This window comes from Anaeromyxobacter oryzisoli, from assembly GCF_022690765.1.
GTDB lineage: Bacteria > Myxococcota > Myxococcia > Myxococcales > Anaeromyxobacteraceae > Anaeromyxobacter > Anaeromyxobacter oryzisoli.
In genome coordinates this window covers 22,477-35,859 of sequence record NZ_JALCZA010000047.1, presented here as the reverse complement: position 1 = coordinate 35,859, position 13,383 = coordinate 22,477, and the positions used below count along the sequence as shown (strand labels likewise).

The following is a 13,383-nucleotide window of genomic DNA, read 5'->3' as shown; positions in this document are numbered from 1 at the left end:
TCCGACCCGGCCGCGCCCGCTCCGACGCCGGGAGCCGGCGGGCCCGCCCCGGCCGCCTCGGCCGCCTCGGTCGAGCCGGGCGCCCTCCTCGCTGCGCCCGCGGACGCGGCGGCGAGCGCCGCTCCCGCGCCGTCACGGGGGAAGAGACGCCTCCGGGGCGGATTCGAGCCGGTGAAGATCAGCTCGGGTGGGCGCGACCGCCGGCGGAAGGTCGAGCTGGCGAGCGCGGACCGCAGGCTCCTCGATCTGCTCGACAAGAAGGCCGACGCCGTGCCCGCCGCGGCGATCGAGAAGACGAGCCTCGACACCGGGCGGGCGGCGCTCGATCCGACCGCGATCGAGCGCGCCCTCGCCGACGATCGCGCGGCGTTCGGCGCGTGCGTGACGAAGGCGCTCAAGATCGATCCGCGGCTCAGGGTGGACGATCGGCGGGCGACGCTCATGCTCACGGTCCAGCCGAGCGGGGTGGTCTCGGCGTGCTGGATCGCGGAGGCCGATCTCGAGCAGACGGCGCTCGGGCGCTGCCTCGTCGCGGCGTCCCGGCGAGTGGTGTTCCCCGCGTTCCAGGGCGCGGCGCTCGACGTGGAGGCGCCGCTCTCGCTCGCCGCGGTGCGGTGATCGCGGGCGTGGAGGCGAGCGGGCAGGCGGCCGGGGCACGGTGACGGGCAAGTCTTGGCGCGCTAGCATCCCCCGCCCATGCCCACGATCTCCGCCGACGCGATCCGCACCCCGCGCGATCTCGCGCCCTTCATCGATCACACCCTCCTCGCGCCGGGGGCGACGGCGGACGACCTCGCCCGCGTCTGCGCCGAGGCGCGGACCCACGGGTTCGCCGCGGTCTGCGTCCGTCGTGACCAGGTCGGCGAGGCGCGGCGGCTCCTCGCCGGCACGAAGGTGCTCCCGATCGCGGTCGTGGACTTCCCGCGCGGCGAGGGGACCACCGGCGCCCGGGTCGCCGAGGCCCTCGACGCGGCGCGGCGCGGGGCGGAGGAGCTCGATCTCGTGATCGCGCTCCCGGCGCTGCTCTCGGGGCGGTACGAGGACGTCTTCGAGGACCTGCGCGCGGTGGTCGCCGCCGCGCCGGTGCCCGTGAAGGTGATCCTGGAGACCGCGCGGCTCTCGCGCGACCAGAAGGTCGCCGCTGCCGCCCTGGTCCGCTGCGCCGGCGCGGCGTACGTGAAGACGTCCACCGGCTTCGGAGGCGCCGGCGCGACCGCAGCCGACGTCGCGCTGCTGCGCCGCGTGGTCGGCGAGGACCTGGGGGTCAAGGCGTCGGGCGGGGTGCGGACCGCCGCGGCTGCGCTCGAGCTGATCCGGGCCGGCGCGAGCCGGATCGGGGCCTCGGCGTCGGTCGCGATCGTGACCGGAGTGTTTTGAAGGGGCTCGGGTCGCGGGCTCCCGTAGCCTGAAGCCTACCCGGCCCGGAGCTACAATCCGCTCATGGACCGTCGCCGCTTCGTCATCCTCGTCGCAGACAGCGCCGGCTGCGGCGCGCTCCCGGACGCCGGAGAGTACGGCGACGAGGGGGCGGACACGATCGGGAACACGAGCCGCGCGGTCGGCGGGCTCGCGCTCCCCAACCTCGGGCGGATGGGGCTCGGCCACGTCACCGCGATCCAGGGCGTGCCGCCGGATCCCCGCCCGGCGGCGTTCCACGGCCGCATGGCGGAGCGCTCCCGGGGCAAGGACACCATCACGGGCCACTGGGAGATGATGGGGATCGTCCTCGAGGAGGGGCTCGCGCTCTTCCCGCGGGGCTTCCCGCCCGAGATCGTGGACCGCTTCCTGGCGGAGACCGGCGCCCCCGGGATCCTCGGCAACGTGGCGGCGAGCGGGACGGAGATCATCCGCGTCCTCGGCGAGGAGCACCAGGAGACCGGGAAGCCCATCGTGTACACGTCGGCCGACTCGGTCTTCCAGATCGCGGCGCACGAGGAGACCGTGCCGCTCGAGACGCTGTACGCCTGGTGCCGGATCGCGCGGCGGATCCTCGACCCGGTCCGCGTCGCGCGGGTGATCGCCCGTCCGTTCGTCGGCGCGCCCGGTCATTACGTGCGCACCTACCACCGCAAGGACTTCGCCATCGCGACCCCCGGCCGGACCGTCCTCGACGCGCTGGTCGGCGCGGGCGTCCCCGTGATCGGCGTCGGGAAGATCCCGGACGTCTTCGACCACAAGGGGATCACCGAGGAGGTCCACACCGAGGGGAACGCGGACGGCCTGGCGAAGACCGAGGCGCTCCTCGACCGCGTGGACCACGGGCTCGTCTTCGTGAACCTGGTGGACTTCGACATGCTCTACGGCCACCGGAACGACCCCGCCGGCTACGCCCGCGCCCTGGAGGAGCTGGATCGGGCGATGCCGCGCCTGCTCGGCAAGCTCCGCCGCGGCGAGGTCTGCGCCGTCACGGCGGACCACGGCTGCGATCCCACCACGCCGTCCACCGACCACTCCCGGGAGTTCGTGCCGCTCCTCGTGCACGTCGCGGGGGCGGGCGGGGGCGAGCTGGGGACGCGGAGCTCGTTCGCCGATCTCGGCGCGACCGTCGCCGAGTTCTTCGGCGTGCACGCCGCGGTCGGGACGAGCTTCCTCGGCGCGCTCCGCGGGTGAGCGCGCGCCCCCTCGACGCCGGAGAGCCCCTCCCGCGGGCGCGGACGGGGCGCGCCCGGCGGCGGGCTCGGCGCTACCGCCCCTGCGGCGGCCGCTTCGCGGGCGCGGCGCCCTTCGCCTTCGCCACCCGCCGCAGGTCCTCGGCCGCGGCCTGGATCTCCACGAGATCGCGGCGCATCTCGGCCCAGCCGTACCAGTTGGCGTAGTCGGGGTTCGCGTGGAACGCGCCCTGGAACGCCCGCATGCGGTGCTCGAGGAACATCACGAAGAGCGTCTGCTCGACGGGCGTCGGCGCGTCGTGGAAGGTGAGCAGGTCCGGGAACGCGTACGCGTACTGCTTCGGCTTCGGGAGCACGCCGTCCCGGTAGAGGCCGGCGACCGTCCGGATCGCCTCGGCCATGAGGTGGTCGGCGTCGCGGATGAGCCCGTCGCCGAGCTCGAGCTGCTTGCTCGCGAACGCCCGGGCGTGACATTGCGTGCAGGTCTTCAGCATCTTGCTCCGCTCGGCGTCGAACGCCTCCTGCGTGAGGCGCGCCACGTCCGCCTGCTTCACCACCTCGAGGCGACCCGTGGGCTTCCCCTGCGGGTCGAGGACGCCGAGGCCCTGGAGGATCGTCGTCCGGTCCGCCGTCCACTGCGCGTCGCCCGCCGGCATCGGGAGCCGGACCGCCAGGAAGCCCCACGCGGTGCGGACCTCGTGGCTCCCCTCCTGCATGTGACAGGTCTGGCAGGTCGGCGCGGCGCTGGTCTCCGGGATCGCTCGCTGGCCCTTGAGCGCGTTGCGCACGCCGTGCTTCGAGCCCGAGTACATCTCCCACTGCGGGTGATCGAAGCCCATGTGGCAGGTCTCGCAGGCCTCGGGCCGGAGGGCCTCCGCCTTCGAGAAGAGGTGGCGCGTGTGGCACGCGTCGCAGGAGGCGACGCCGAAGCCACCCGACGACGCGCGGAGGTCCTTCATCTCCGCCTCGCTCTTCAGGCCGAGCTTGTGGCAGCCGCCGCAGCCCTTCAGCCCCTCGCGGATCGCGATCGGCTGGTAGTGGAAGGTCGGCATCGCCTTCACCGACGCCCAGGCGAACGCGTGCTTCCCGCGCTTGAACTGCCCGACCTGGGCGTCGTGGCACGGGGCGCAGGTGTCCGGGGTGGGGAGCCTCGCGTTCGCGACGTCGTCCCTCGTCCGGTGGCCGTCGCCGTGGCAGGTCGCGCAGCCGACGTCCATCGCGGCGTGGCGCGAGAGCTTCCAGTCGGACACGATGCTGGGGCTCGCCTGCGCGTGGCAATCGACGCAGATCTGGTCCGCGCCGCCCTTCGCCGCGGGCGCCGCGGGTCGCGTCGCCTGGGCCGCGGCGCGCCCCGCCCCGAGCGCGACGGCGAGGTCGAAGGCGAGGGTCGCAGCGAGCGGGACGAGTCGCTTGGGCGTCATGTGTCCTCCCGTGAGGAGCGGGGCGGGTCGGCCCCGAGGCCGGTGCAGCGACGCCGGCGCAGGCCGCGCGTCGCCACCTGTCGCCGTCGCGGCCCGTATGCTGGCACCGTCGCAGGACGGCGGGGCCGCTCCGTTGTGGACGCCCCATCCGCGAGCGACCGAAGGGTGCGGCGCGCAGAGGCGTCGCGCCGCGGCGGTCACGGCGCGCCCCCGATCGAGTACGCTCGCTGGGAGCGCCCGATCCCCGGGCGCGCCCGTTCCGGGCGGAGGAGCGCAAGCCATGATGAAGAACCGTGTGGCCCTCGTGACCGGCGCGAGCCGCGGCATCGGCGCCGCGGTCGCCAAGCGCCTCGCCCGACACGGCGCCGCCGTGGCGGTGAACTACCTGCAGAACGAGGCGGCGGCGCGCGCGGTCGTCGAGGAGATCCGGCGAGGCGATGGGCGGGCGGTCGCCGTGAGGGCGGACGTCCGCGATCCCGCCCAGGTGCAGGCGATGGTCGCGGAGGCGACCGCCGCGCTCGGTCCCGTCGACACGCTGGTCGTGAACGCGTCGATCGGCTTCCCGATCCGGCCGTTCCTCGACTACGAGTGGGCGGACTTCCAGGCGAAGCTCGTCGGCGAGCTCGGCGCGGCCTTCCACTGCTGCAAGGCGGTCCTCCCCGGGATGATCGCGCGGCGGTCGGGGTGCATCGTCGCGATCTCGAGCGGCCTCTCGCGCCACCCCGGGCCCGGGTTCGTGGCGCACAGCACCGCCAAGTCCGGCCTCGACGCGTTCGTCCGCGCGCTCGCGCTCGAGCTCGGGCCGTCCGGCGTCCGCGTGAACGCGGTCGCGCCGGGGCTCACCGACACCGACGCGACGGCGAACCAGCCGGCGGCCCAGAAGGAGGCGATCGCGCGGCTCACGCCGCTCGGCCGGAACGGGGTCCCCGACGACGTCGCCGGGGCCGTGCTGATGATCGCCTCCGACGCCGGGCGCTTCCTCACTGGCGCGTACGTCCCGGTGAGCGGCGGCGCGCTCATGATCTGACGATGACGGCGCCGCCCGCGACGGGCGGGGAACGCCGCGGGCGCGCCGGGCGGGGAACGCCGCGGGCGCGCCGGGCGGGCGCGTTACTGGATCGTGACGGAGCTCACGCCGTAGCAGGAGAGGGCGAGCAGGCTCGTCCGCTGCCACTTCCGCGCGGGGTTCGACAGGAACCGCAGCCCGTACCGCTGCGCCTCGGGGAGCTCCTGGATCTTCTGGATCCAGTGGATGAACGCCTTGAACCCCGAGGAGTTGCAGAACTCGAGCTCGCGGAAGTCGACCAGCACCTCCTTCGCCGCCGCCTTCACGAGCTCGTCGTGGACCGCGTCCACGAACGGGTTGAGGACGACCGCCGGGTTGGGCGTGCTGATCGTGCCGCGGAACTGGACGCGGGTGCCGCGGCCGTCGGTGACGACGCCCGCGGAGTACTTCTCCTCGGCGACCTGGATGGGAGCGCCGCGGCTCGCGGGCTGGGACGGGATGGTCATCGGATGCCTCCGGGAAGGCGGAGCGGCTGCACGTGCAGCTTGCCGAACGCGTGAACGGTGAGACGGCCCCACGACCGTGAGACCGACAGGTCGAGCTGGGCCTCGTAGCGGATGCGGGCGAGCCCGAGGCCGCCGCGCGTGTGCGCGGGGGCCTCCTCCATCGCCCTGAGGTAGTGCTGGAGCGCGTCGGGCTCGCGGTTCATGCGCTGGACGCGCGCGGCCAGCGCGTTGAACTCGTCGTCGGTGCAGGCGTTCGAGATCGACACCGCGACGCGATCCACCGCGGGCTCGACCTCGAGGGTGAGCTCGACCTCCTCGTCGTGGGAGTGCGGGACCGCGTTCTGCATGAGCTCGTGCACCGTGAGGGCCAGCTGTGCCTCGCGATCGCATTCGGGGCACGCGCACGCGCAGAACGACTCCACGAACCGCCGGAGCTCGTCGATGAACACCCACGGCGGCTTCATCCGCATCGTGAGGTAGATGGGCTGCTTCTGTTCCTTCGCCTCAGTCATTCTTTCGCCTCAGGACGACCGCCGTCATGTCGTCCGCCTGGTGCGCCGCGAAGACCTCCACGGCGGAGAACAGCACCCGGAGCACCTCCGGGGCCGGCGCCGTGCCGACGGCGCCGAGGAGCGCCGTCAGCCGCTCCTGATCGAACAGGTTGCCCTCGCGGTCGACGGCCTCGACGATGCCGTCGGTGATCAGGCAGATGCTCTCGCCCGGCGCGACCCGGAACTCGTACTCCTCGATGCCGGGCGGGTCGGCCGTCAGGCCGACCCACGGCCCGACCGAGTCGACGACCTCGATGTAGCCGCCGCCGCGGGTGATGAAGATGGGCTGGTGCGCGCCCGCCGCCACGAAGCGGCCGTCCCCCAGGTGCCGGGCCGCCATGAGCGTGAGGTAGTCGTCGCGCTTCATGCGCTTGCGGACGTTCTCGTGGACGACGCGGTTCACCGCCGCGATCACGTCCTTCGGGGAGGCGGTGGGGTGGTCCGCGATGGCCGCGTACGCGGCGGCCTGCGCCATCATCATGACGAGCCCGGAGTTGATGCCGTGCCCGGAGACGTCGCCCACGAGGACCCAGAACGTGTCCTCGAACGGGAGGACGTCGTAGAGATCGCCGCCCACGTCGTCGGCGGGCTTCATGCGCGCCGCGACCTCGAACCCCTCCACCGTCGGGCTGACCGGCAGGATCGCGGTCTGGATGCGGTGGGCGATCTGCACCTCCTTGCGGAGCGCCTCCGTGCGCTGCAGCTCGTTCCGGGACCGCTCGACCTCCGTCACCATCGTGTTGAAGGACTGGACGAGCTCGCCGAGCTCGTCGGTGTACTTCGCGCGGAGGCGCGTGCTGAGGTCGCCCCTCGCGACGCGGGCCATCGACCCCGCCACCTCGGACAGGGGCCGGGTCGCCTGCCGGAGCGCGGCCACGCTCGCGAGGCCGGCGCCCACCAGGACCGCGCCGAAGAGCGCCGCGAGCATCCACCGCAGCCAGGAGAGCCGGCCGTACGCCTTGCCCTCGTCGAGGAGCATCAGCGCGGCGAAGTGAGGGGCGTCGGCCGCCGCGGCGGTGCGGACCGCGAGCGCCGGCGCGACGCCGGGTGGGGACAGGCGCTCGAGCGTCCCGGGGGTCCCCGCGGGCAGGTCGAGGACGGGGCGCAGCGCCGCCTCGGGGGTGCCCGGCAGCGAGATGGTCAGGGCGCGCTCCGGGTCGGCGATCACCGGGCGGTACCCGCCGTCCTTGCCGTTCACGTCGGCGAGGAGCGCCGCGAGCGACTGGGGCGGCACCGCCGCGACCACGAACCCGCAGAGGTCGCCGGCGAAGTCCTTCACGGGCGCGACGAGGAACAGGACGTTCCCCTCCGTCGCGTTCGGCACGAGGCGGGAGAGCGGACCCACCACGGTCACGAGCTCGTTCTTCGCGCCGTTCAGGGGGAGGTCGGCCACGCGGCCGCGCGCCTGCGGCAGCGCGGCGCCACGCTTCTCGCCGGAGGCGGAGCGCACCGCCGCGGTGATCGCGCCCCTGGCGTTGAGGAGGGCCGCCGCGGTGATCGCGCCCTCCTGGTCCTGGATGACGCGCCGGAGGTAGTCCTCCGCGAACTTGGGATCGCCGGAGTCGATGGTCATCTGCATCGCCTCGGCCTCGGCCCAGTTGCGCACCGACATCGCGCGCTCGCGGAGGAAGCGCTGCACCGCCTCGTGCACCTCGGTGACGCGCCCGGTGAGGTGCGAGTGCACCGCCTCGACGATCACCGATCGGGCGGCGCGCTCGGACGCGAGGGCCGCCGTGGTGAGCGCGATCACGAGGAGCGCGCCCGAGGCGAGGAACAGCCGCACCCGCAGCGAGGTGCGGGCGCGCTCGGCGAACGGGATGGACATCGACGGAGGCGCCTCAGTACCCCATCTTGTCCGCGTGGAACTTGAGGAAGTCGTAGATCTGCGCCGCCTGCTCCTCGTTGATGCCGGAGTTGGGCCGCCGGATCATGCGCTTCAGGTAGCGCTTCCAGTCGCGGGCGTCGTAGTGCGCGTTCACCGACCGCGCGAGCGGATGGCACTTCACGCACTTCGCGGAGTAGACGACGTACTCCTTGCGCTGCTCGTCCGGGTAGCTCGAGATGTCGATCCGGTCGGGCCCGTAGTCGCGCGGATCCGGCGGGGCCTTGTCGCCGTTGCCGGCGAGCAGGAGCCCGGTGAGCGCGGCGGCGGCGCCGGTCATCGCGATGGCGTTCATCAGAAGGCCCCTCCGAGGCCCGCGTGCCAGGAGTGGAAGGCGCCGAAGTCGCTGGTGTCCCAGTACTCCCACGACGCCTTGAGGTAGATCGCCTGCGCCGGGGTGATCATGAGCCCCCCGGTGTACCGGACGATCCGGCTGCTCGTCGAGAGCTGGGCGTTCGCGCCGGGGAGCGGCATGCCGTTCCGGCGGAGCGCGTCGTAGCGGTAGACGACGTTCAGGTGGCCGCCCAGCGGGTGCTCGAGCTCCGCGTACCAGCCGTCCTTCCTGAACCAGGGATCGATCAGGTCGAAGCGGTAGGTCGCGTTCGGGTCGAGGTCGGTGCGCCGCGCCGCGTACTCGCCGCGCGCGGTGAACGGGCCGACCTTCGCGGACGCGTCCACTCCCCAGATCTCGTACTCGAGCTTCGCGTCCTTGTCGTAGCGGCCCGCGGTGTACGAGGCGCCCACGGAGACGTCGCCCAGGACGGCCGCGCCGTCGGACGAGCAGGTGACCGCGATGCGCCCGCCGCCGGCGGGCCGATCGTTGTTGTCGCGGTACGGCGCGGATCTCATCGCCATCCAGTCGATGTCGTTCGAGCCCTTGAGCCCCGAGACGGCGTAGGCGCCGTACCAGACCTGCAGCTTCGAGCCGAGCCACGTGACGCCGTACACGAGGGCGCCGGTGTCCGTGTAGGGCTGCGGGATGATGCCGAGGTTCATGGCGGTCCGCTCGCCGTACGCCATCCGCCCCATGTCGTAGATGAGCGGCGGCGAGGCGGTGCGGTGGCTCGACGGATCGACGCGCTGGGAGTACTCGCCGAAGGGGACCGGGATCCGTCCCGCCTGGACGTTGAACCAGGCCTTCGGCTGGTAGTCGAGGTAGACGTGCTCGAGGTCGATCCCGTGGCAGGACGCGCACGCCTTGGCGGAGAACGAGAGCTCGTCGTGGATGTCCACGCCGATCTTGAGCGACGCGTCCGGCGTCATCGAGGACGGCGCGTGGGCCCGGGCGGCGTCGCTCGGGACGCCCCAGTAGTCCACGTACACGGAGCCGGAGACCTGGACGTTGCTGTCCTTCGCGCGCGCGGCGGGCGCGAGGGCGAGCAGCAGCAGCGTGGCGGCGCGGACGGCGCGGGGAGGGCGGCTCTCAGTCATTCGGCGCTCCGTTGGAGATCCACGCTTCGATCGCTGCGATGTCGGCCTCGTCGAGCGCCGCGTCGGGCGGCATGAGGGTCCCGATCCCGCCCGCGTTGGCGGCGGTGCCGCGGAGCTTCATGACGAGGTAGCTGCGGTCCGGGGCGAACGGCTCGACGAGCTGCGTCCCGGACGCCTGGAGCGACGGGACGGCGACCAGGGCGCTCCACGCTACGCCCGCGTCGAGCGTCGGCTCCGCGGGCGGCGGGCTCCCGGCGTGGCAGGCCGAGGTGGCGCAGCGCGGGACGAGGATGCCCTGGGTGATGGCGCCGAACGTCTGCGCCTGCGACGGGACGCCCTGGATCGGCGCCCCGACCTTCGGCTCCGGCTGGCAAGCCACGGCGGCGAAGGCGGCCACGAGCGCGACGGCGACCGCCACGCCCCGCTCGCCTCGAGCGCGGTCGTCGAGTGAATGACCGGACGGCTTGGCGCCGCCGATACGCATCGGAACCCCTACCTCCCCCGCCCCGCCGCGGGCCTGCCCTTCGCGGCAAGGGCTAGCCCATCGTGACGGTCTTCCCGTGCGGGTGTCAACTGACTCAATGTCCTGGCGGATGGGGCATTTGACGCACTCGCACCAATGGAGCGGGTAAGTGGCGGATTGCCACGTTGGCGGCACGATGCGCGGTACAGATTACCGTCGGGTCGTGGCAAGCTGGTGGGTATCGCGCGCGGGTCCGCGGCGCGCCACTCGGCTCGGCGAGCGGCGGCGCCTCGGTCACGGGCGCGCGAAGGAGGGGTTCGATGCGCGCCGGTACCACGCTGCGTCTCGCCGCGGGGCTGTGCCTCGCCGCCGTCCTCGCTTGCAAGCAGGACTCGCCGCGCGTCGGCCCGCCGGCCGGGACCACGCCTCCCGAGGGCTACCACGTGCACATCACCGGGGCCGTGCTGGGTGGCGCCACCGCGGGCCCGCGCCAGGTGTACGTCAACTTCACCCTGACGAAGGACGGCAATCCCGTCGGCGGCGACGCGATCGCCGCGCTGCAGCCGAGCTTCACGCTGGCGGCGCTCGGCGTCGAGCCGGTGACGAAGGTCCCCGCGTGGACGAGCCTCCTGCTCGTGGGGGCACAGACGATCGCGACGCTCCCCGTGGCGGGGCCGGGCTCGGACGCGACGTGCAGCGCGGGCGTGCCCTGCGCCGGGATCCTCTCGGTCGTGCAGCAGCCGGGCGCGGACACCGGCGGCCAGCTCGTCGATCACGGGGACGGGCGGTTCACCTACATGTTCCGGAACACGGTGGCCGCGGTGGACGCCTCCACCACGCTCCGGGTCGGCGCGTTCCTCGCTGCCGTCGCGGGCACTGCGCGTACCAGCGCGACCTTCGACTTCCTGCCCGGCGGCGCGCTGGTGGATCCCGCCGCCTCGCGCGAGCTCGTCCTCGAGAGCGACTGCGACGCGTGCCACGGCGCGGTGAAGGCCCACGAAGGTCACCGGGTCGGGGTGAGGCTCTGCGTCACCTGCCACACGTTCCAGAACGCGGACCCCGACACCATGGACCCCGCCGCGATGGCGGGCAGCGGCGCGACCGCGGCGACCAACCCGAACCCGCTCGAGCTCGGGCGCCTCGTGCACCGGATCCACCGCGGGCGGAACCTGCCTACGCTGTACCAGTCGAGCACGAGCTCGCTGGCGGCGCCGCTCGCGGGCGCGACGGCCGTCGCGGCGCCGTTCCTCGCGAGCCGGAGCGCGCCCATCCTCGGCGCGAAGTTCTCCGTGGTGGGCGCGCTGGGAGGGGAGCGCGTCTTCGGACGGGTCTCGATCCGCGACGACAACGGTCAGCCCGGGAAGACGCTGGCGCAGGGGATCGCGTTCCCGCGCGACTACCGCGACTGCGACGCGTGCCACGCCGGGGCGAGGGCCGCCGCCGCGGTGATGACGGAGCTCTCGCGCCGGAGCTGCCAGGGCTGCCACCCCGACGTCTGGTTCGGCGACGGCACCACCGACTCGTCGCACCTCGCACACCCGGGCGGCCCGCAGCCGGACGACTCGAAGTGCGCGGACTGCCACGGGCGCCCGGGGAACCCCACCGCGTACGCGAACGCGTACGCGCCCATCGACGAGATCCACGTCCCGCCCCCCCGGAGCGGGCACTTCGACCGGCCGGTCGCCGAGATCGTCTCCGTCCAGGATCTCGCCCCGGGGAAGCAGCCCGTCGTGTGCTTCCGGGTGAAGGATCGGCTCGGCCTGGTCAGCCCCCTGAACACCACCGCGGTCGCGGCGGACGCCGCGCAGTACCCGATCCCGCGCGGGCTCAACTTCCTCGGCATCACCGTGAGCGGCCCCGCGGCCGGCTACGTCTACGGCGCCACGCCCGGCCTCGCGCCGGCGAACGAGCTGCCGCCGCTCACGCTCGCGGACGATCCCACCATGCGGACGGTCTGCCCGGCGGGGACGCTCGAGTACCGGTTCACCGCGAAGATCCCCGACGGCGCGAGCGGCACCTGGGCCGTGGGGATGGAGGCGCGGCGCGGGGGCTACCCGCTGCACCCCATCGCCGCGACGGGCACCACGCCGCTCATGCTGCCCCTCCCGCTGGTCTGGCCTTACACGGGCGAGTCCGTCTACGAGCCGGCGGACAACCCGCTCTACTACCAGGACCTGACCGGCGGGACGGCGGTCCCGCCGCGCGACGTGGTGGACATGCAGGCCTGCAACCGCTGCCACGACTACGTCCAGTTCCACGGCAGCACGCGCCACCAGATCCAGTACTGCGCGATGTGCCACACGGCCGATCGCACCGACTGGGGCAAGCGACCGAAGCACCCGGACACGAGCCCCTACGCGGGCGACGTGAACCTCTCGACCGTGTACGTCTGGACGCCGCCGTTCACCGCGACCTCCTACGGCACCTACGACGACATCGAGGAGCGGTCCATCCAGCTGAAGGTGATGATCCACCGGATCCACACGGGCGGGCGGACCGGCCCGGCGCAGCTCGAGACGGTGCGCCCGCTCGCCGGTTACGTCGGCGGCGGCGGCTCCACCGGGGTGCGCTTCTGGGACGCGGTGCTGTTCCCGGGCGACCTCGCCGACTGCACGAACTGCCACCTCCTGGGCACCTACCGCACCGAGTCGGTCCCCGCGGGCGCGCTGCCGACGATCGCCAACGAGACGGCGACCATCCAGCACGCGAAGACGGCAGCCCACGGGCCGAACGAGCCGCGCGTGCCGCCCATCCAGTCCGCCTGCCTCGGCTGCCACGCCACCGCGTTCGTGAGCTACCACGCGGCCCTCTACACCGCGTCGGGCGTCGAGCAGTGCGGGTCCTGCCACGGTGCGAGCGGCCAGTTCGGGGTCGCGAAGGTGCACGGGGTGTACACCATGAAGTGGATCGAATCGGTGCTCGTCCCAGTCCCGTCTCCGTGACGGGGCGGGAGGGGGATCGACGGTCGGCTCGAGGCTCGGATCGCGCAACGAGCCCGGTCTTCTTCCTCGAGGCACGCCTCGGCCTCCGAGGCCAGGGACGCGCGAGCTGGCCCTGGCGCGCATCGTCGATGGACTGCGCGCCGGGGCGCTGACCCATGCCGGCGCGTCGGCTCGCCCGACCGGCTTCGGCTCGGCGCCGACCTGGCGCGTCACGGAGGCGGAGAGGATCCGGAGCGACTCCTGCGCTCGCGTTCCCGGTGGACGCGGGGCGAGGCGGAGGTCGCCCTCGCCGGCGCGTCCGAAGCCAGCGGAGTCCTCGGCCTGCACGAAGTCCAGGTAGAGCTCCGCGCATCCTCTGACCCTCGTCGTGATCTGGGGGGTGCGGGTTGCGAGCGGCGCGCGGCGAGCGGGCGCGGCCGCCGACGCTCGCCAGCCGGTTTGCCGGATCGCGGCGCGTGCGACGACGCGATTCCACCGGATGTCCCGTCCGGCCGACACCGGCTCGACCCCTGGTCGCGCATGGGCGCTCCCGCCGGAGCGCGCGAAAGAAAAGGGCCCGGCCGCTCGCGCGA

At 73.5% G+C, this 13,383-nt stretch carries 11 protein-coding genes and 1 pseudogene; 5 read left to right on the top strand and 7 right to left on the bottom strand.

Going from position 1 to position 13,383, the window contains the following annotated elements; translation table 11 throughout:
• From MNZ27_RS15135 to MNZ27_RS15125, 3 genes and pseudogenes are all read left to right on the top strand, one after another.
• Positions 1 to 618 (top strand): annotated as a pseudogene (locus MNZ27_RS15135) (hypothetical protein); the annotation flags it as partial.
• Positions 619 to 696: 78 nt separating this feature from the next.
• A complete protein-coding gene (gene deoC, locus MNZ27_RS15130) occupies positions 697 to 1,377 on the top strand; it encodes a deoxyribose-phosphate aldolase (RefSeq protein ID WP_242394923.1) in 681 nt (226 codons plus the stop codon).
• A gap of 63 nt (positions 1,378 to 1,440) precedes the next feature.
• Positions 1,441 to 2,610 carry a phosphopentomutase gene (locus MNZ27_RS15125; RefSeq protein WP_242394922.1) on the top strand — a complete coding sequence of 390 codons (1,170 nt, stop codon included), beginning with the start codon at positions 1,441 to 1,443 and terminating at the stop codon, positions 2,608 to 2,610.
• Between the two features lie 73 nt (positions 2,611 to 2,683).
• Here MNZ27_RS15125 and MNZ27_RS15120 read toward each other — a convergent pair whose 3' ends face one another.
• Positions 2,684 to 4,030: a multiheme c-type cytochrome gene (locus MNZ27_RS15120; protein WP_242394921.1), complete on the bottom strand. Its 1,347-nt coding sequence runs from the start codon at positions 4,028 to 4,030 to the stop codon at positions 2,684 to 2,686.
• 280 nt (positions 4,031 to 4,310) lie between these two features.
• Between MNZ27_RS15120 and MNZ27_RS15115 the strand changes: the two genes are divergently transcribed.
• Positions 4,311 to 5,057 carry an SDR family NAD(P)-dependent oxidoreductase gene (locus tag MNZ27_RS15115; protein ID WP_242394920.1) on the top strand — a complete coding sequence of 249 codons (747 nt, stop codon included), beginning with the start codon at positions 4,311 to 4,313 and terminating at the stop codon, positions 5,055 to 5,057.
• A gap of 83 nt (positions 5,058 to 5,140) precedes the next feature.
• Here MNZ27_RS15115 and MNZ27_RS15110 read toward each other — a convergent pair whose 3' ends face one another.
• The 6 genes from MNZ27_RS15110 to MNZ27_RS15085 are packed head-to-tail and all read right to left on the bottom strand — an operon-like array spanning position 5,141 to position 9,824.
• Positions 5,141 to 5,542, bottom strand: coding sequence for an STAS domain-containing protein (locus tag MNZ27_RS15110; protein ID WP_242394919.1), 402 nt, complete (start codon positions 5,540 to 5,542; stop codon positions 5,141 to 5,143).
• Positions 5,539 to 6,054 (bottom strand): ATP-binding protein, encoded by a 516-nt coding sequence (locus MNZ27_RS15105; RefSeq protein WP_242394918.1) that lies wholly within the window; start codon positions 6,052 to 6,054, stop codon positions 5,539 to 5,541. Before MNZ27_RS15105 ends, MNZ27_RS15110 begins: the two co-directional genes overlap by 4 nt.
• Positions 6,047 to 7,918, bottom strand: coding sequence for a SpoIIE family protein phosphatase (locus tag MNZ27_RS15100; RefSeq protein WP_242394917.1), 1,872 nt, complete (start codon positions 7,916 to 7,918; stop codon positions 6,047 to 6,049). Before MNZ27_RS15100 ends, MNZ27_RS15105 begins: the two co-directional genes overlap by 8 nt.
• Before the next feature lie 13 nt (positions 7,919 to 7,931).
• The gene (locus MNZ27_RS15095) at positions 7,932 to 8,270 is read right to left on the bottom strand and encodes a hypothetical protein (RefSeq protein ID WP_242394916.1); all 339 of its coding nucleotides are present in this window, start codon (positions 8,268 to 8,270) and stop codon (positions 7,932 to 7,934) included.
• Positions 8,270 to 9,406, bottom strand: a complete 1,137-nt coding sequence (locus tag MNZ27_RS15090) for a porin (protein ID WP_242394915.1) — start codon at positions 9,404 to 9,406, stop codon at positions 8,270 to 8,272. Before MNZ27_RS15090 ends, MNZ27_RS15095 begins: the two co-directional genes overlap by 1 nt.
• A complete protein-coding gene (locus MNZ27_RS15085) occupies positions 9,399 to 9,824 on the bottom strand; it encodes a hypothetical protein (protein ID WP_242394914.1) in 426 nt (141 codons plus the stop codon). Before MNZ27_RS15085 ends, MNZ27_RS15090 begins: the two co-directional genes overlap by 8 nt.
• A gap of 365 nt (positions 9,825 to 10,189) precedes the next feature.
• On the opposite strand from MNZ27_RS15085, the gene MNZ27_RS15080 reads away from it, so the two are divergent.
• Positions 10,190 to 12,811, top strand: coding sequence for an OmcA/MtrC family decaheme c-type cytochrome (locus MNZ27_RS15080; RefSeq protein WP_242394913.1), 2,622 nt, complete (start codon positions 10,190 to 10,192; stop codon positions 12,809 to 12,811).
• Positions 12,812 to 13,383 lie beyond the last annotated feature (572 nt).

Excerpts from the sequence above, each read along its gene's own strand:
- MNZ27_RS15120 (WP_242394921.1), bottom strand. The coding sequence starts at position 4,030 with ATGACGCCCAAGCGACTCGTCCCGCTCGCTGCGACCCTCGCCTTCGAC.
- MNZ27_RS15090 (WP_242394915.1), bottom strand. The coding sequence starts at position 9,406 with ATGACTGAGAGCCGCCCTCCCCGCGCCGTCCGCGCCGCCACGCTGCTG.
- MNZ27_RS15125 (WP_242394922.1), top strand. The coding sequence starts at position 1,441 with ATGGACCGTCGCCGCTTCGTCATCCTCGTCGCAGACAGCGCCGGCTGC.
- MNZ27_RS15105 (WP_242394918.1), bottom strand. The coding sequence starts at position 6,054 with ATGACTGAGGCGAAGGAACAGAAGCAGCCCATCTACCTCACGATGCGG.
- MNZ27_RS15095 (WP_242394916.1), bottom strand. The coding sequence starts at position 8,270 with ATGAACGCCATCGCGATGACCGGCGCCGCCGCCGCGCTCACCGGGCTC.
- MNZ27_RS15110 (WP_242394919.1), bottom strand. The coding sequence starts at position 5,542 with ATGACCATCCCGTCCCAGCCCGCGAGCCGCGGCGCTCCCATCCAGGTC.
- deoC (WP_242394923.1), top strand. The coding sequence starts at position 697 with ATGCCCACGATCTCCGCCGACGCGATCCGCACCCCGCGCGATCTCGCG.
- MNZ27_RS15100 (WP_242394917.1), bottom strand. The coding sequence starts at position 7,918 with ATGTCCATCCCGTTCGCCGAGCGCGCCCGCACCTCGCTGCGGGTGCGG.
- MNZ27_RS15080 (WP_242394913.1), top strand. The coding sequence starts at position 10,190 with ATGCGCGCCGGTACCACGCTGCGTCTCGCCGCGGGGCTGTGCCTCGCC.
- MNZ27_RS15115 (WP_242394920.1), top strand. The coding sequence starts at position 4,311 with ATGATGAAGAACCGTGTGGCCCTCGTGACCGGCGCGAGCCGCGGCATC.